This is a genomic window from Allobosea sp. NPDC003192, assembly GCF_050275675.1.
Classification (GTDB): domain Bacteria; phylum Pseudomonadota; class Alphaproteobacteria; order Rhizobiales; family Beijerinckiaceae; genus Allobosea.
Genome location: NZ_JBNNPK010000006.1, coordinates 253,656 through 269,695 on the forward strand (window position 1 = coordinate 253,656; position 16,040 = coordinate 269,695).

15 protein-coding genes are annotated in these 16,040 nt (G+C 67.2%); 10 read left to right on the forward strand and 5 right to left on the reverse strand.

Annotation, left to right across the window (positions count from 1 at the left end):
* Window positions 1-264 precede the first annotated feature (264 nt).
* Complete coding sequence (locus ACQKLX_RS11205; RefSeq protein ID WP_427361652.1) at window positions 265-1,083, forward strand: rhomboid family intramembrane serine protease; 819 nt, start codon at window positions 265-267, stop codon at window positions 1,081-1,083.
* 198 nt (window positions 1,084-1,281) lie between these two features.
* A complete protein-coding gene (locus ACQKLX_RS11210; protein WP_427361653.1) occupies window positions 1,282-1,713 on the forward strand; it encodes a CBS domain-containing protein in 432 nt (143 codons plus the stop codon).
* A 125-nt stretch (window positions 1,714-1,838) separates the two neighbouring features.
* Here the strand turns inward: ACQKLX_RS11210 and ACQKLX_RS11215 are convergent, their stop codons facing one another.
* The 3 genes from ACQKLX_RS11215 to folE form a co-directional block, all read right to left on the reverse strand.
* The gene (locus ACQKLX_RS11215) at window positions 1,839-2,801 is read right to left on the reverse strand and encodes a patatin-like phospholipase family protein (RefSeq protein ID WP_427361654.1); all 963 of its coding nucleotides are present in this window, start codon (window positions 2,799-2,801) and stop codon (window positions 1,839-1,841) included.
* Between the two features lie 206 nt (window positions 2,802-3,007).
* Entirely contained in the window at window positions 3,008-3,409 is a 402-nt protein-coding gene (gene hisI / locus ACQKLX_RS11220; RefSeq protein WP_427361655.1) for a phosphoribosyl-AMP cyclohydrolase, read from the reverse strand.
* A 160-nt stretch (window positions 3,410-3,569) separates the two neighbouring features.
* The gene (gene folE, locus ACQKLX_RS11225; protein WP_427361656.1) at window positions 3,570-4,211 is read right to left on the reverse strand and encodes a GTP cyclohydrolase I FolE; all 642 of its coding nucleotides are present in this window, start codon (window positions 4,209-4,211) and stop codon (window positions 3,570-3,572) included.
* Between the two features lie 155 nt (window positions 4,212-4,366).
* On the opposite strand from folE, the gene ACQKLX_RS11230 reads away from it, so the two are divergent.
* On the forward strand, window positions 4,367-4,816 hold the full coding sequence (locus tag ACQKLX_RS11230) for an iron-sulfur cluster assembly scaffold protein (RefSeq protein ID WP_427361657.1): 450 nt from the start codon (window positions 4,367-4,369) through the stop codon (window positions 4,814-4,816).
* A gap of 167 nt (window positions 4,817-4,983) precedes the next feature.
* Here the strand turns inward: ACQKLX_RS11230 and ACQKLX_RS11235 are convergent, their stop codons facing one another.
* On the reverse strand, window positions 4,984-5,712 hold the full coding sequence (locus ACQKLX_RS11235) for a phosphatase PAP2 family protein (protein WP_427361658.1): 729 nt from the start codon (window positions 5,710-5,712) through the stop codon (window positions 4,984-4,986).
* Between the two features lie 40 nt (window positions 5,713-5,752).
* On the opposite strand from ACQKLX_RS11235, the gene yidD reads away from it, so the two are divergent.
* Window positions 5,753-6,139 carry a membrane protein insertion efficiency factor YidD gene (gene yidD / locus ACQKLX_RS11240; protein ID WP_427361659.1) on the forward strand — a complete coding sequence of 129 codons (387 nt, stop codon included), beginning with the start codon at window positions 5,753-5,755 and terminating at the stop codon, window positions 6,137-6,139.
* On the opposite strand, the gene ACQKLX_RS11245 is transcribed toward yidD, so the two are convergent.
* Window positions 6,120-8,711 (reverse strand): hypothetical protein, encoded by a 2,592-nt coding sequence (locus tag ACQKLX_RS11245; RefSeq protein WP_427361660.1) that lies wholly within the window; start codon window positions 8,709-8,711, stop codon window positions 6,120-6,122. The genes yidD and ACQKLX_RS11245 overlap by 20 nt on opposite strands.
* 306 nt (window positions 8,712-9,017) lie before the next feature.
* Here ACQKLX_RS11245 and thrS point away from each other — a divergent pair, with 306 nt between their 5' ends.
* The 6 genes from thrS (at window position 9,018) to ACQKLX_RS11275 (ending at window position 15,989) form a co-directional block, all read left to right on the forward strand.
* Window positions 9,018-11,015 carry a threonine--tRNA ligase gene (gene thrS, locus ACQKLX_RS11250; RefSeq protein ID WP_427361661.1) on the forward strand — a complete coding sequence of 666 codons (1,998 nt, stop codon included), beginning with the start codon at window positions 9,018-9,020 and terminating at the stop codon, window positions 11,013-11,015.
* Between the two features lie 47 nt (window positions 11,016-11,062).
* Entirely contained in the window at window positions 11,063-12,352 is a 1,290-nt protein-coding gene (locus ACQKLX_RS11255) for a DUF2157 domain-containing protein (protein ID WP_427361662.1), read from the forward strand.
* Complete coding sequence (locus ACQKLX_RS11260) at window positions 12,349-12,972, forward strand: GDYXXLXY domain-containing protein (RefSeq protein ID WP_427361663.1); 624 nt, start codon at window positions 12,349-12,351, stop codon at window positions 12,970-12,972. Before ACQKLX_RS11255 ends, ACQKLX_RS11260 begins: the two co-directional genes overlap by 4 nt.
* A 278-nt stretch (window positions 12,973-13,250) precedes the next feature.
* Window positions 13,251-14,552 (forward strand): serine--tRNA ligase, encoded by a 1,302-nt coding sequence (serS, locus tag ACQKLX_RS11265; RefSeq protein WP_427361664.1) that lies wholly within the window; start codon window positions 13,251-13,253, stop codon window positions 14,550-14,552.
* 4 nt (window positions 14,553-14,556) lie between these two features.
* Window positions 14,557-15,318, forward strand: coding sequence for a 5'/3'-nucleotidase SurE (gene surE, locus ACQKLX_RS11270; RefSeq protein WP_427361665.1), 762 nt, complete (start codon window positions 14,557-14,559; stop codon window positions 15,316-15,318).
* Window positions 15,319-15,329: 11 nt separating this feature from the next.
* Window positions 15,330-15,989, forward strand: coding sequence for a protein-L-isoaspartate O-methyltransferase family protein (locus tag ACQKLX_RS11275; protein ID WP_427361666.1), 660 nt, complete (start codon window positions 15,330-15,332; stop codon window positions 15,987-15,989).
* Window positions 15,990-16,040 lie beyond the last annotated feature (51 nt).

Below are 16,040 nucleotides of genomic sequence, written 5' to 3' on the forward strand. Positions count from 1 at the left end.
GGACGCAGCCCGCATGCCGTCTTGCCACGCGACCCGGACAGGGGGAGGCGGCAGGGGGCGTTAAGGTTAAGCAAGGGTTAAGCTTGTGGAAGATCCCTAAAATGCCCCATAAATCGGCTGTCGAATTCGAGCCCGCGCCAAGCGTCGGGGCTCACTGGAAAAGGCGGGGGCGCGGGGGCGTGACCGGCCGGGGAGGAGAGGGGAGAGCGATCGCTCTCCCCTTTTCTGTTGCCTGCCGCAGGCCCATGCGCCAGTGAGGGCGCGATGTCGGCGAACCCAGACGATCCCTACGGCCCTCCGGCCCGCGAGCCGGTCTTCAACCTGCCCGGCGCCGTCGTCTGGCTGATCGCGGCTCTGGCGCTGATCCAGGGCGCGCGCGAACTGCTCAGCGCGCGCGACGATTTCCTCCTCGTCTCCTGGCTCGCCTTCGTCCCGGCGCGGCTGACGCTCTGGCTTTCGCCCGAGCGATTGCAGGAGCTCTCCCAGTCGCTCGGCACCTCCGGCACTCCCGATTTCGTCCAGCGGCTGCAATTGGTGCGCCTCCTGCTGGCCGATGGCGGTGGACAGCTCTGGACCTTGCTCAGCTATGGACTGCTGCACGGCTCCTGGCTGCACCTGATCTCGAACGTCGTCTGGCTGGCCGCCTTCGGCAGCCCTGTCGCACGCCGGCTCGGAGGAGGGCGCTTCCTGCTGCTGATGGCGCTCTCGACCATCGCCGGCGCCTTGCTGCACTGGTGGTCGCGCGAACTCGACGTGCTGCCTCTGGTCGGCGCTTCGGCCGGTGTTTCCGGCGCGACGGCGGCGGCGATCCGCTTCGTCTTCTCGCCTGGCGTGCATTTCGGCGGGCTCGGCCATGACGAGGTGGTGCGTGCGATCCCGGCCGAGCCGCTGGGCGGGCTTTGGCGCAACTCGCGGGCGATGCTCTTCGTGGTGATCTGGTTCGTCACCAACATCATCTTCGGCGCCGGGCTGGTGCCGATTCTCGGCGAGGAGACCAGCATCGCCTGGGAGGCGCATATCGGCGGCTTCCTCGCAGGGCTCTTGCTGTTCCCTCTGCTGGATCGCGGGCCGGTCAGGCGCTAGGCATCGGACGAAGGCGCAACCGGGGCGCGCAAGCTTTCGGCGCGAGCGCCTTGCCGTCGCCTCAGACTTCGCTCACAGTCGAATGAGTCCAAGGTGGCGTCGCGGCGCGGATGAAACGGTCCGCACCCTGGCGCTGCTCCCGTCGAACCCATCAATGAGCGCCGGTCAACGGTGCCGCTACCGTCGGAGGAGAAATCGATGAACGTCGTTCATATTCTCGGCAACAAGGGCGTCGAGGTGGTTTCGGTGCAGCCGCACCGGACGCTTGGCGAAGCGGTGCGGACCCTGGCCGAGAAGCGGATCGGCGCGGTGGTCGTGACCGGCGCCGATGGCGGCCTGCTCGGTATCCTGTCCGAGCGCGACATCATCAGGGCGCTGGGCACGGACGGCGCCGCCGCGCTGGAGACGCCTGTGTCTCGCGCGATGACCGCCAAGGTCGTGACCTGCCGGCCCGACACCAGCGTCGACGATCTGATGGAGATCATGACCTCGGGTCGCTTCCGGCATGTGCCGGTGGTCGATGGCGGCCGGATCGCCGGCATCGTCTCGATCGGTGACGTGGTCAAGCATCGCGTCGCCGAGATCGAGGCCGAGAGCCGAGCGATGCGCGACTACATCGCGATGGCGTAACAAGCCACCGCCGTCATGCTCGCCCTTGTGGCGAGCATCCACGTCTTGAACACCACACTGGGTGAGGAAAGACGTGGATGGCCGGGACAAGCCCGGAAGAGCAGAGTGCCTCAGAGCCCGTCGCGTCAGTTCAGCGGCAGGTGATTGGCCGCGACGATCGCGGCGATCTCGTCCAGTGCGCGTTCGGCCGCCTGCCGGCCAAGCGCGATCGCCTCGTCGGCACGGTGGAAGTCGAACAGCCCGACGCGGCCGAGCTTGGGGCCGATCATCACATCCGGCGGGTCGCCGGCGAGGCGTGAGCGCGAGATCCGGTCCTGCGTGATGTTGAAGGCGTCGACCATCACGCCGGCGAGCCCCGGCTGCTGATCATGATTGGCCTTGCCGACGATGCCGCGCATGCGCTCGCGCATGCCGCCGAACCAGCCGCTGGCCGGACGCTGCTCGGCGACCGGTTCGGGGTCCGGATCGGCGCCATAGGACTGGATCACGGTGCCGCGGCCGGCCATGTCGCTGTTCAGGTTGACGCAGAGCACGACGTCGGCGCCCAGCGCCCGCGCTACCGTGACCGGAACCGGGTTGACCAGCGCTCCGTCCATCAGCCAGCGCCCGCCGAGCTTCACCGGGTCGAACACGCCCGGCAGCGCATAGGAGGCGCGCAGCGCATCGACCAGCGAGCCGCGGGTCAGCCAGATTTCGTGGCCGGTGCCGAGCTCGGTCGCGACCGCGGCGTAGGTCTGCTTGAGATCGCTGATGTGGAGGCCGGCAAGGTCGCGCTCCAGCAGGCGCTTCAGCCGGCCGCCCGAGATCAGCCCGGCGCCGCCGAGGTGGAAATCCATCAGGCCGACGACGCGGCGCTTGGTCAGGCCGAGCGCGAATTCGCGCAATTGCTCGAGCTTGTCGGCGGCGTAGCAGCCGCCGACCACCGCGCCGATCGAGGTGCCGGCGATCACCTCCGGCGCATAGCCGGCCTCGGTGAGAACATCGAGGACGCCGATATGGGCCCAGCCGCGCGCGGCGCCGCCGCCGAGGGCGAGGCCGATCCGCGGCCGGCTGAACCGAGGAGCAGATTCGGAAACGAGATCGTTCATCGCAGCTCCGCCGCCGCCCAGTCCAAAGGCCCGTCTGGCGATGTTCTCCAGTCTCATCGGCGCGATCCCTCCGCGGGAGGCTCAGGATCGCGCGGGCCGATGAGCGAAAGATGAACGGCGCCGGGATCCTGGGCGGCTATCAGTCGCTTTTGAAGGAAACATGAAAGCGTGGTGAAAGGATCGCCAACGAAGCAGGAAGTCGGGGTTCAGAAGGTCAACGCACCATTGGCTGCGGTTCCGATCGGCTTAACCCGATAGAAGCAGCTATGTCGGCCGGTGTGGCAGCAGCCGCCGTCGCCACCGATATTGACCTTGATCCAGATCGCATCCTGGTCGCAGTCGACCCGCATCTCGACGATGCTCTGGAGCTGGCCGGAGGTCTCGCCCTTGCGCCACAGCGCCTGGCGCGAGCGTGACCAGTACCAGGCTTCGCCCGTCTCGATGCTCAGCCGCAGCGATTCGGCGTTCATATGCGCGACCATCAGCACCTCGCCGGTTCCGGCGTCGGTGGTGACGCAAGTGACGAGGCCGTCGCGATCGAATTTCGGCGCGAGCACCGCGCCTTCTTCGATATCGGCCTTGGCTGACAGGGTGGGGAAGGCGGTCATGTCGGGATCCTGAGAGTAGGGTCTCGCATATAGAGCGCTGAAAGCGCGCCGTCATTCTCGGGCGGCGCGAAGCACCGACCCGAGAATCTCCGGACCAGAGGACACTGGTTTCCGAAATGCCCGGGCCAAGCCCGGGCATGACGCGCCTTGGCAGGCAGAATCACAGCCCCGGCGACTTCACCATGGTGAAGAAGCGGACCTGTTCGGCGGGATCGCGGAAGCGGCCGGTGTATTGCGTCGTCATCGTCGACGAGCCTTGCTTTTGCACGCCGCGCATCGACATGCACATGTGCTCGGCCTCGACGAGGACGGCGACGCCGCCGGGCTTCAGCGACCGTTCGATCGCCTGGGCGATCTGTGCCGTCATCGTCTCCTGCGTCTGCAGGCGGCGCGCATAGACCTCGACGACGCGGGCGAGCTTCGACAGGCCGACCACGCCGCTATTCGGATAGTAGCCGATATGGACCTTGCCGACGAAGGGCACCATGTGGTGCTCGCAATGCGAATAGAACGGGATGTCGCGGACGAGGACCATGTCCTTGTAGCCGTCGACCTCCTCGAAGACGCGTTCGAGCATGTCGCCCGCATCCTCGCCATAGCCCTTGTAGAGTTCGCGATAGGCCTTGGCGACGCGCTGCGGCGTATCGAGCAGGCCTTCCCGCGACGGATCGTCGCCGGCCCAGCGGATCAGCGTGCGCACGGCCTCCTCGGCCTCGGCTTGCGTCGGCTGCTTGACGATGAACTTGTCTGCGGAGGGGCTGCGCGCCCGCTCTACGGACAAGGACTTAACCACATTATCCATGTGGAGCCTCCCGTTTCGGTTGCGCCGGCCTCACGACCGGCAGGTCAGACAAGTTCGCCCGCTCGTCCAGCGAAATGACACGCTCTCCCTAAGAGCGTGCCGGCACTCTATATTGGTTGCGAAAGCCGGCAACTCCAGACCCGGCGGGGCAACCTATGCTGAACGACGTCTACAACAAGCGAATCCTGGAATTGGCAGGAAACATCCCGCTGCTCGAACGCCTGCCGGCACCCGATGCGACGGCGACCGCCCATTCGCGCCTCTGCGGCTCGACGGTCACCATCGACTTGACCATGGCCGAGGATGTCGTCACGGGCTTCGGCCACGATGTCCGCGCCTGTGCGCTCGGCCAGGCTTCGTCCTCGATCATGGCGCGCCATGTCGTCGGCTCGACCGCTGCCGAACTGCGGGAGGTCCGCGAGCAGGCGCGCGCGATCCTGAAAGAAGGAGCCGAGCCGCCTGACGGCAAATGGGCGGATCTTTCGGTGCTCGTGCCGGTGCGCGACTTCAAGGCCCGCCACGCCTCGACCATGCTGACCTTCGACGCGGTGGTCGATGCGATCGGCCAGATCGAGGCGAAGCGGCGCGAGACAGTTGCGGGCTGAGCGAAACTCGACGTCTTTCCGGGCGGCGCGATAGCGCCGAGCCCGGAACCCATGAACACAGGTACCGTGCGGTTAGGCACGGCGGTCTCGACTTTTTCGGAGAACTTCAGTGTTCATGGATTCCGGGCTCACGCCTGCGGCGTGCCCCGGAAAGACGATTCAAGGTGTCATTTCAGCCCGAAGGCCTGCCGCGTCTCGACCCGGGTCTCGTCGAAGCGGACCCTGAACGCCTTCTCGGCGAGCAGCGCCTTGGCGACGACGCGGCCGATCTTGTCGCCGGCCTCCAGGTCGGTCGGATAGTGGAAGCCGCAGACCAGGCGGCTCTCGTCATAGCTCTTGACCCGCTCCTCAAACTTGTCGGCGAGCTCGGGCACGGCTTCCGACAGGAGCGTGGCGTAGAGCGCGGCGGTCGCGGCATGGGCCGAGGGGAAGGACGTGCCTTCCGGCCGCCCGCCCGGGCAGGGCTTGACCCTGACCTTGTTCCACATCTGGAACGGCCGGATGCGGCTGGTCAGGCGGTTGACGCTCTTCAGCAGGATGGCGAGCTCGATCTGCGCCTCGCGCATCAGGAGCCGCGTCTCGCGATGGGTGCCTTCGACATAGGCGTGGTCGATGCCGTTCAGGAACGCGTTGAGCGTCTGGTACTGGTCGGCGATCGCCTGCTTCTCGCGCTCGGGCGTGCGGGCTTGGGAGATCGCGAGGACCTTCTCGAACTCGGCGCGGTGCTCCGGCGAGTTCTGGGCCGGCGGCAGGCCCATCACCTTGGCGACGTCGATTTTGCCGGCGTCGAGCCAGATCAGGTAGGGTCTCTGCTGTGCAGCCGCCGGCATGGCCAGGGCCAGGGCGAGCAGCGGCCCGCAGAGGGCGGTGGCGGAGGCAAGGAAACGTGCGCGCATCATGACCGGGGGGTGGGAAGGGCAGAATCGGCGAGGGGCGATGGAGAGAGGTGAGAGGGAGCGGCGAGGTTCGCCTGAGTCATACCTGCCTAAACATGCTGAAAAAAGCCTTTCATGGCGGCGCGGCCTCGCGCTTGCTCCACGGCGGGGCGCGCATCTGCTGATCCGTGGCTATCAGCTCAGTCTCTCCATGCTGATCGGCCGGCAGTGCCGGCACTGGCCGTCCTGCTCGGAATACACCGACGAGGCGATCCAGCGTCACGGGCTCTGGGCCGGCGGCTGGGTTGGCTTTGCGCGAATCTGCCGCTGCACGCCGCTCGGCACCTCCGGCATCGACATGGTCTGCGAGGAACTGCCGCCCGAGGGCGCCTGGTACAAGCCCTGGGCCTATGGCCGCTGGCGCGGAGTCAACGGTCCGGCATCTTGACCGGCGCGCTCGCGGGCTGCTCGGCGATGGTCCGTTGCTGCGGTGCGGATAGAGGCTCGTTGAGCCACATCCGGGCCTTGAGAAGCGATTGGCAGTTGCGCCGGTGGTAGGTCTGCCGGTCTAGATATTCCTGGACCGGCTTCGACAGCCACCAGCTCATCGACACCTCCTTCAGCACCGTCGCCTGGTCCGGCACGGCAGGGGGAGGCGCCCCTTCGGTCGGAGCTTTCGCGCCCTTGGCGAGATCGGCCTGCGGGCTCGTCCGCTCGAAGCATTTCGGCGTCTCGCCGCCGGGCGGCACGTATTCGAAGCCCGTCAGCCGGTCGACGACGGCGAAGTTGTCCTGAGTCGGGACGGAAGGCTCGCCGAAGACGAGGAAGTCGGCGACATTCTCCCTGCCGACCACGCCCGCCAGCGTGGCGAGGGCGTAGGAGCCGCGCGCGCCGCGGGTCGACAGCACCGTGTTCACAGGCGCCATCAGCAGCGGCACCAGCGAGTCGTCACGCGGGGGAGGGCGCTGATCGCGCTCGGGATCGGCGATCAGGTCGACGGGGTCGTTGGCGATGTGGAGGACGACGGGCGCGAGGCCGAAGCGCTTCAGCGCGTCGGCGATCTCGGCCGTCGTCGTCGCTCCGTCATTCTCGAAATAGCCGCCATCGACGGCGCGAAGCGTGACATTGCAGCCGTCGGCAAAGCGCCCGGCCGGCGAGACGATCGGAAAGCGAGCGCTGTTCAGGGCCGCGCTGGCGAGGGTGAGGTCGAGGCCGTTGCCGCGCGCAATGGCGCAATTCGGCCTTGGCGAGGTCAACTCGCCGAGGAAGCGAGACGCCTCGAAGGCGTCGACGAACAGCGTCGGCCGCTCGAGCCTGATCTGGGTGGCGGGTTCCAGCTGGTTGGCGATCTGGCTGGCGAGGACGCGCTTGCCGGTCTCTTCCGAGGTCGCATTGAGCACAAGGAGCGGAAGCCAGGTTCCATCCTTGCGCACGCTCTGGCCGAAGCGGCTGAACGACTGGGCGAGATCGCCGCGTGCCGGCATGGTCTGCGCGCCCTGCGCCGGCACGACGACATTGTCCAGATAGTGGTTGATCCAGCTGTTCTCGAGGATGGCGGCGCGATCGAGGAAATGACCGTTCGGCCAAAAACGACCGAGTACGGGTTCCAGAAAGAGGAATGGCTCGCTCGTCACCAGCGCGAGCACGGTCGGCGACAGAAAGTCCTCGCCGGCGAGCACCTGCAGGCAGTCGCGCCATTTGCCCTCGTTCGGCGTCTTGTAGAAATGCGCCGGACTCTTGTCGACGCAGGGCGGCAGCAGCGCGGTGTCCTTTGGGTCCCGGCGCGCATCGCTCATGGCGGCGACGGCCTGCACCGCGCCGAGCGAGCCACCGGAGACGCCCGAGATCGCGAAGACCCGCTGTGCCAGCAGCGGCACGGCGGCGTCCGGCTTCTCGCAGGCTCGGCCGGGTTGCCGGCAGGGGTTGTCGAGCAGCTCGCCGAGGATCGTCGCAGCGAAGAACGCGGCGCGCGAGGCGCCGCCGGCGATCGTCACCAGGACCGGACGCGGGCAGGTGCCGCCGACGCAATTCGTCTCTTTCCAGGCAGCGACGGCCTCGCCGAATTCCATGGCCGGCTGCGGTTCCTGCTTGGCGCGAGAGACGAGATTCGAATGGCCGCAGGAATTGGCGGCGAGCAGCCAGGCGATCAAAAGCAGCACGGTGAAGGGGAAGCGGGTCTTCTGGCTCGCGATGCCGAGCTGCGTGAAGACCGGAATCCAGGCGCCGAGCAGGATGGGCACGAGATAGATGCCGGAGGCCACCGCCAGCAGGCGATCGCCAAAGGCTGCGACGAGCGCGAGCATGGCCAGGCCGAACCCGAGCCAGGCTGCGGCGTGCAGGCTCACCGCTTCGCTCCAGCCGCGCGCAGCCTTTTCCTCCGTCTTCTTCTCTTCCCGGAAATGCGCCTCGGTTCTGGCGATCTGCCGGATATTGCGGCCCCAGAGGACGAGATGGGCCGCGATTCCGCAGGCAAGGGCGACATAGAAGCCGGTCGAGCCACTTCGGAGAATGCCCGCGGACAAGGCGAGGGAGCCGACGGCGTCGCTTGGCAGATCGGCCAGCGCCGCTTCATAGCCGCACCAGACCGCGAAGAAGGTCAGGAGGGCGAGGGCATAGGGGACAACGACGACGAAAGCGCGGAAGCGGCGATCGTAGATCGCCATGTCGCGCGGGGTCAGCTCGCGGGAGGGTCCGATCAGCCAGGCGCTTCCGCCGAGCAGGTACTCGGCCGACGCCTGGACCGCGCTGCTCCAGGCGATGATGTGGATGACGAAATAGACCAGCCAGCGGAACAGCATCTCCCAGAAGCGAGGGTAGTCCGTTCCGGGCCCGAAGGCCGGTCCCTGGAAGACGAGGAAGAGGTCGCGCGCCTGCGGAACCTTCGTCAGAAGCAGGTAGCCGAGGGCGACGGAAATCACGGCGACGCGGCAGGCATAGATCACCCGCAGCAGGTCGCCGATCCAGTTGAACGGCCACGAATCCACGTCTCGCAGGACGGGCGCCGCGGCGTCCGGTGACATCGCTGGCTGCATGGCAATCGAACCGATTGTGAGGATCGGAAGTCGATTGCATAACCTATCGTCAATCTAGCCGTGGTTGCAACCGGCGAGGCGATCCTGACGGGCGTTGGAAAGCCGATAGAGTTAACTCGCCTACGATTGAGCGCGCTTGCCGCAGCCTAGCCGGGCATGCACGCGATTGCGTGCGCCGCCGCTCTCGTATAGGCCTCCCCGGCGCGCGCCGATCCGGCTGCCGGCCGCGCCCTTCAAAGGCAGCCGGCCTTGACTTACGGGGCTTGTATCCCCGAGTGAGCAGGAGCGCGATCAATGACGATCTCCCTGACATTTCCCGATGGCGCGCAGCGCGAGTTCCCGGCCGGCATCACCGGCAAGGACATTGCCGGCGGCATTTCCCCTTCGCTGCTGAAGCGCACTGTCGCGATGGCGCTCGACGGCGTGGTCGTCGACCTCGGCGATCCGATCGAGCGCGACGCGAAGATCGAATTCCTCAACCGCGAGGACCCGCGCGCGCTGGAGCTGATCCGGCACGACACTGCGCACGTCCTCGCCGAAGCCGTGCAGGAGCTGTTCCCCGGCACGCAGGTGACGATCGGCCCGGTCATCGAGAACGGCTTCTTCTACGATTTCGCCCGCAACGAGCCCTTCACCCCGGAGGATTTCCCGGCGATCGAGAAGAAGATGCGCGAGATCATCGCGCGCGACAAACCGTTCACGAAGGAGGTCTGGAGCCGCGACAAGGCCAAGGACTTCTTCGCCAACAAGGGCGAGGCCTACAAGGTCGAGCTGGTCGATGCGATTCCCGCCGACCAGACGCTGAAGATGTATGCGCAGGGCGACTGGATCGATCTCTGCCGCGGCCCGCACATGACCTCGGTTGGCAAGGTCGGCAACGCTTTCAAGCTGATGAAGACGGCCGGCGCCTATTGGCGTGGCGACAGCAACAACGCGATGCTGACCCGCATCTACGGCACGGCCTTCGCCCGGCAGGAGGAACTCGACGCCTATCTCAAGCAGCTCGAGGAAGCCGAGAAGCGCGACCATCGCCGCCTCGGCCGCGAGATGGACCTGTTCCATTTCCAGGAGGAGGGGCCAGGCGTCGTCTTCTGGCACTCCAAGGGCTGGCGCCTGTTCCAGGAGGTGCTGACCTATATGCGCCGACGGCTCGCCGCCGACTATGAGGAGGTCAACGCCCCGCAGGTGCTCGACAAGTCGCTCTGGGAGACCTCGGGCCACTGGGGCTGGTACCAGGACAACATGTTCGCGGTGAAGTCGGCCTCGGCCTTCGAGAATCCGAACGATCAGGAGCGCGACCACAAGGTCTTCGCCCTGAAGCCGATGAACTGCCCGGGCCATGTCCAGATCTTCAAGCACGGACTGAAGAGCTATCGCGACCTGCCGATCCGGCTGGCCGAGTTCGGCAACGTCCATCGCTACGAGCCCTCGGGCGCGCTGCACGGGCTGATGCGCGTGCGCGGCTTCACCCAGGACGACGCCCACATCTTCTGCACCGAGGAGCAGCTCGCGGCCGAGTGCATGAAGATCAACGACCTGATCCTCTCGGTCTACGAGGATTTCGGCTTCACCGAGGAACTCGTCATCAAGCTCTCGACGCGTCCGGAGAAGCGCGTCGGCTCCGATGCGGTCTGGGATCATGCCGAGGACGTCATGACCAAGGTGCTGGAGACGATCGCCAAGCAGTCCGGCAATCGGATCAAGACAGAGATCAATCCGGGCGAGGGCGCCTTCTACGGGCCGAAGTTCGAATATGTCCTGCGCGACGCCATCGGCCGCGACTGGCAATGCGGTACGACGCAGGTCGACTTCAACCTGCCCGAGCGCTTCGGCGCCTTCTATATCGGCTCGGACGGCGAGAAGAAGCAGCCGGTCATGGTCCATCGCGCCATTTGCGGCTCGCTGGAGCGCTTCGTCGGCATCCTGATCGAGCACCATGCCGGGCATTTCCCGCTCTGGCTGGCGCCCGAGCAGATCATCGTCGCGCCGATCACCTCGGAGGCGGACGCCTATGGCGAGGAAGTCACCATGGCGCTGCTTTCGGCCGGCCTGCGCGCCCGCGCCGACCTGCGCAACGAGAAGATCAGCTACAAGGTGCGCGAGCACTCGCTGGCCAAGGTCCCGGTGATTCTCGCCGTTGGCAAGCGCGAGGCCGAGGAGAGTACCGTGACCGTGCGCCGCCTCGGCAGCCAGGCCCAGACGGTGATGAGCCTCGACGCGGTGATCGCGGCGCTGACCGAGGAGGCGACGCCGCCCGATCTCGCGCGCAAGCGCAAGGTCAAGGCGGCCTGAAGCGGCCATCTCGCCAAAACCCGTCAGCCCGTGCCAAATAGGCGCGCATGCTGACGGGTTCCTATCGCAAACGGCTTGAAGCCGATCTCGGTCGCTGGGTGGGGGAGGGGCTGGTCAGCCCCGAGAGCGCCGCGACTATCCGCCGTTCGCTGGCTCAGGAGGGTGGCGGCTTCAAGCTGCCGGCCCTGATCGGCCTGTTCGGCGGGCTTCTGATCGCCTCCAGCGTCTCCGCCTTCGTCGCGGCGAACTGGGAGGAAATCCCCAGGATCGTCAAGCTCGTGATGGTGCTGCTCGCCGTCGCCGGCACGCTCGGCATCGCAGCCCGGCTTGAAAGCCGCGGCTCGACCAACGGCGCCGACGCCGCCGCGACCTGCGGCACGCTGATCTTCGCTGCCGGCGTCGCCCTCGTCGGCCAGATGTACCATCTGCCGACCGATTGGCCGGGCGGGGCTCTGCTGATCGCGATCGGCGCGCTCCTCGTAGCCTTCCTGCTGAACTCCAGCGGGGCGCTGGTCGTCGCGCTCATCGGGATCGCAGCCTGGGGGGGCGGCCGCTGGGACGAACGCGAGGCGAATGCGCATCTGCTGTTCTGGCTGCCCTTCCTGCCGGCGCTCTGGCTGGCCGCGACAAGGCACAACCGCCTCGTCCATCACCTCGCCGCGCTGATCCTGCTCGGCTGGTTCGCGACCCTGCCGGGCCAGTACACGCTCTTCCGCTTCGACTACGGCCTGCTCGCCTATGGGCTGGCGGTGTCTGCGCTGTTCGTCGCGCTCGGCGCGCTCGCGGTCGATCGCGGTGGACCGGGCCTCATCACCGCCTTCCTGCCCTGGGGGCTGATCGGCCTGATCCTCACGCTCAATGTTGAGCTCGTCCGAATCCTCGACAAGGGCGAGGCGCTGCCCGGCACGGCGCTCTGGCAGAATTATTTCGCCTATGGCCTGGCCGTGCCGGCGCTGGGCGGGCTCGGACTACTCGGGCGGGAACGCCGTTTCGCCTGGCCGCTGGCGATCGCGCTGTTCATGTCGCTGCTGGTTCCGGTGCTGTTCTGGAGCGGCAGCGCCGTCAGCATCGTCGGCAAGATCGTCGTCGCTGCGCTGATCCTGGCGGTGGCGATCGCCATCGTCGTCGCCGGTTCCGGCGGCGGCGTGCGCCGGGTCAGCATTGCCGGCTCGGCGCTGTTCATCATCGCGGTCTTCGCCCTGCTCGGCCAGACCATCGGCACCTTGCTCGACCAGTCGCTGTTCTTCCTGGTCGGCGGCGCGCTCCTGATCGGCCTCGCCGCCAGCATGCGCCGGCTCCTCGCCAAATTCGGCAAGCAGGCGGAGGCCGCGCCATGATCCGCCTGCCGTCCGCTGACGCGCTTCTTCGCCGCATCTCGCCGCTCTGGCGCGGGCTCGCCGCCATCGTCCTGCTCTGCGGGCTCACCCTGGCCCTGGTCGAATCGCGGGCCGGCATCCTGCGCTCCGGCACGGAGGTCCGGCTGGCGACGGCGCCGCTCGACCCGCGCGACCTCTTCCGCGGCGACTATGTCATCCTGAACTACAAGATCAGCACGCTCGATCTCTCGAAGCTCGATGGCGACAAGACCTTCGAGCGCAATCAGCCGGTCTTCGTCCGCGTCGCCCCCGGCCCCGATGGTCTTGCCGAGGCGAAGGGCGTCTATCTCGCCCGCCCGGCAGCCGGAGCCGGCGAGACCGTGATCGAAGGCAAGGTCGCCTCGGCCGGAGCCTGCGTCGCCAATGCTGACGGCGATCCCGACTGCAATGCCGGCCGCCGCGCCATCCGCGTCACCTACGGGCTCGAAAGCTATTTCGTGCCGCAGGGCACCGGCCGCGCCATCGAGACCACCGAGCGCAAGCGGCTCGAGATCGTCGCCGCCGTGTCGAGCTCGGGCCAGGCGGCGATCAAGCGCCTGCTGATCGACGGCAAGCTGGTGCATCAGGAACCGCCTTACTGAGAGGCTGAGCGCGACACGGCTGAAGGGCGCGGGGGAACCCTTCTCCCGTGTGGGAGAAGGGCAGGGATGAGGGCCTGCCCTAACCGCAGAAGGCGCAGCGGCTCCGCTTCACCCAAGTGAACAGCGGCGGTCCCTCACCCCTACCCCTCTCCCATCCGGGAGAGGGGATCTCGCGCAAACCCGTTCTTCGCGCAGGTACGCCCGCTGACGGAGCGCTTCCGTGCCGGCGCGGCATGCTCTAGAGGAACAGCCGATTCCACAACGGATCGGCTTGAGCGATGTACGACATCAGATGGATTCGCGAGAACGCTGACGCGTTCGATCGGGGCTTGCAGCGGCGCGGGCTTGAGAAACTGTCGTCGTCGCTGCTGGCGCTCGACGATCAGCGCCGCGCCGCCATCGGCAAGTCGCAAGCCGCGCAGGAACGCCGCAACGCCCTCTCCAAGGAGATCGGCAAGGCGATGGGCCAGAAGGATCTCGCTCTCGCCGAACAGCTCAAGGCCGAGGTCGCCTCGCTGAAAGAGCAGGTGCCGGCGCTGGAGGCCGAGGAGAAGGCCGCGGTCGAGGCGCTGAACGCTCAGCTTGCGGCGATCCCGAACACGCCGCTCGACGAGGTGCCTGATGGCGCCGACGAGCACGGCAATGTGCTGCTGCACGCCCATGGCACGAAGCCGGAGGAGCGCGGGCTGCTCAAGGGCGTCAACGATCCCAAGGAGCATTTCGAGCTGGGCGAGGCGCTCGGCCAGATGGACTTCGAGACGGCGGCCAAGCTCTCCGGCTCGCGCTTCGTTGTGCTGGAGCGGCAGATCGCTAGGCTGTCGCGCGCCATCGGCCAGTTCATGCTCGACACCCACACCGAGGAGCACGGCTATATCGAGGTCAATCCGCCCCTGCTGGTGCGGGACGCCGCGGTCTACGGAGTCGGTCAGCTACCGAAGTTCGAGGAAGACCTGTTCCGGACCAACACGGGCCACTGGCTGATCTCGACCTCCGAGGTGACCCTGACGAATTTCGTCGCGGAGATGATCGTCTCCGAGGAGGAGTTGCCGCGTCGCTACACCGCGCTGACTCCCTGTTTCCGCTCCGAAGCCGGCTCGGCCGGCCGCGATACCCGCGGCATGCTGCGCCAGCACCAGTTTGAAAAGGTCGAGCTCGTCTCGATCACTGCGCCGGAGAAATCGCGCGAGGAGCACGAGCGCATGCTGTCGTGCGCCGAAAACGTGCTGAAGAAGCTCGATTTGCACTATCGCGTCATGACGCTGTGCACCGGCGACATGGGCTTCGCCTCGCAGAAGACCTACGACATCGAGGTCTGGCTGCCCGGCCAGAAGACCTATCGCGAGATCTCGTCCTGCTCGGTCTGCGGTGATTTCCAGGCGCGGCGCATGAATGCCCGCTACAAGACCAGGGACGGCAAGGGCCCGTTCTTCGTCCACACCCTCAACGGCTCGGGCACGGCGGTCGGCCGCGCCCTGATCGCGGTGATGGAGAACTACCAGAACGCCGACGGCTCGATCACCGTGCCGGACGTGCTGGTTCCCTATATGCGCGGGGTGACCCGCATCGAGGAGGCGGCCTGATCCCATGCGCATCCTGGTGACCAATGACGACGGCATCCATGCCGAGGGTCTCGCCGTCCTCGAGCAGATCGCGGCGCAGCTCTCCGACGATGTCTGGGTGGTCGCGCCCGAGACCGACCAGTCGGGCGTGGCGCATTCGCTGTCGCTCTCGAACCCATTGCGCCTGCGCCAGATCGAGGAGAAGCGCTTTGCCGTCCAGGGCACGCCGACCGATTGCGTGATCATGGCGGTGCGCTCGGTCATGGCCGAGATGAAGCCAGATCTCGTGCTCTCCGGCGTCAATCGCGGCCAGAACGTCGCCGAGGACGTGACCTATTCGGGCACCATCGCCGCCGCCATGGAAGGCACGCTGCTCGGCATCCCCTCGATCGCGGTGAGCCAGGCCTATATGGCGGGCGACCGCACCAAGATCATCTGGGACTGCGCCTTGCAGCATGCGCCCGGTATCATCCGCCGGCTGCTGGAGGAAGGGATTCCGGACGGCATCCTGTTCAACCTCAACTTCCCGAATGTGGCTCCCAGCGAGGTCGCCGGGGTTGCCGTCACCGCGCAGGGCCGGCGCGATCAGGAGCTGATGCGGCTGGAGCCGCGGCGCGACGGGCGCGGCAATCCCTATTACTGGATCGCCTTCCAGCGCGGGAAGCACGAGCCGGCCAACGGCACCGACCTGCGCGCGCTCGCCGATAACAGGATCTCGGTGACGCCGCTCGAGCTCGACCTGACGCACGAGCCGACGATGACGCGCTTCGCGCAGCTCTTCGCCTGAAGGCGGCAGGGATGACCGGGGAGGGCGCAAGCAGCGAGAGCGAACGCACCGTCGCCTTCCTGTTGTCGCTGCGCGCGCGTGGCGTGCGCGACATCACGCTGCTGCGGGCGATGGAACGCGTACCGCGCGAGCATTTCGCGCCTTCGCGCTTCGCCGACCTCGCCCGCCAGGACGTCTCGGTGCCGCTGCCCTGCGGCCAGACGATGACGGCGCCGCACACGGTCGCGGCGCTGGTCGGCGCACTCGAAATGAAGCCCGATTGCCGCGTGCTCGAGATCGGTTCCGGCTCGGGCTATGTCGCGGCGCTGCTTGCCGCGATGGGCGGCAAGGTCGTCTCGCTCGAGCGCTACCGCACGCTCGCGCTCGCCGCGCATGAGCGGCTCGCCGGCGGCGGCTTCGCGCAACTCGTCGAACTGCGCCATGCCGATGGCTTCCAGCCTGATCGCACACTCGGCCGTTTCGAGCGCATCCTGGTCAACGGCGTGATGCAGACGGTGCCGGAGGCGCTGCTCGCCCGGCTGGAGACCGGCGGGCGACTGGTCGGCGCTTTGCGCGTCGAGGGGGCAGGGCGGCTCGTCGTCGTCACCCGCAGCGAGGATGGCTTCGACCATGCGCTCGGTGGGGTCGTACGCATCCCGCCGCTGGCGCCGGGATTGTCACAGGCGCTTTGAGCGGGCCCGGCTGCCGTCCTGTTCGGGCTTGCCCCAAGTGCGCAGATCTGC

Excerpts from the sequence above, each read along its gene's own strand:
- ACQKLX_RS11205 (WP_427361652.1), top strand. The coding sequence starts at position 265 with ATGTCGGCGAACCCAGACGATCCCTACGGCCCTCCGGCCCGCGAGCCG.
- ACQKLX_RS11210 (WP_427361653.1), top strand. The coding sequence starts at position 1,282 with ATGAACGTCGTTCATATTCTCGGCAACAAGGGCGTCGAGGTGGTTTCG.
- ACQKLX_RS11215 (WP_427361654.1), bottom strand. The coding sequence starts at position 2,801 with ATGAACGATCTCGTTTCCGAATCTGCTCCTCGGTTCAGCCGGCCGCGG.
- hisI (WP_427361655.1), bottom strand. The coding sequence starts at position 3,409 with ATGACCGCCTTCCCCACCCTGTCAGCCAAGGCCGATATCGAAGAAGGC.
- folE (WP_427361656.1), bottom strand. The coding sequence starts at position 4,211 with ATGGATAATGTGGTTAAGTCCTTGTCCGTAGAGCGGGCGCGCAGCCCC.
- ACQKLX_RS11230 (WP_427361657.1), top strand. The coding sequence starts at position 4,367 with ATGCTGAACGACGTCTACAACAAGCGAATCCTGGAATTGGCAGGAAAC.
- ACQKLX_RS11235 (WP_427361658.1), bottom strand. The coding sequence starts at position 5,712 with ATGCGCGCACGTTTCCTTGCCTCCGCCACCGCCCTCTGCGGGCCGCTG.
- yidD (WP_427361659.1), top strand. The coding sequence starts at position 5,753 with ATGGAGAGAGGTGAGAGGGAGCGGCGAGGTTCGCCTGAGTCATACCTG.
- ACQKLX_RS11245 (WP_427361660.1), bottom strand. The coding sequence starts at position 8,711 with ATGTCACCGGACGCCGCGGCGCCCGTCCTGCGAGACGTGGATTCGTGG.
- thrS (WP_427361661.1), top strand. The coding sequence starts at position 9,018 with ATGACGATCTCCCTGACATTTCCCGATGGCGCGCAGCGCGAGTTCCCG.
- ACQKLX_RS11255 (WP_427361662.1), top strand. The coding sequence starts at position 11,063 with ATGCTGACGGGTTCCTATCGCAAACGGCTTGAAGCCGATCTCGGTCGC.
- ACQKLX_RS11260 (WP_427361663.1), top strand. The coding sequence starts at position 12,349 with ATGATCCGCCTGCCGTCCGCTGACGCGCTTCTTCGCCGCATCTCGCCG.
- serS (WP_427361664.1), top strand. The coding sequence starts at position 13,251 with ATGTACGACATCAGATGGATTCGCGAGAACGCTGACGCGTTCGATCGG.
- surE (WP_427361665.1), top strand. The coding sequence starts at position 14,557 with ATGCGCATCCTGGTGACCAATGACGACGGCATCCATGCCGAGGGTCTC.
- ACQKLX_RS11275 (WP_427361666.1), top strand. The coding sequence starts at position 15,330 with ATGACCGGGGAGGGCGCAAGCAGCGAGAGCGAACGCACCGTCGCCTTC.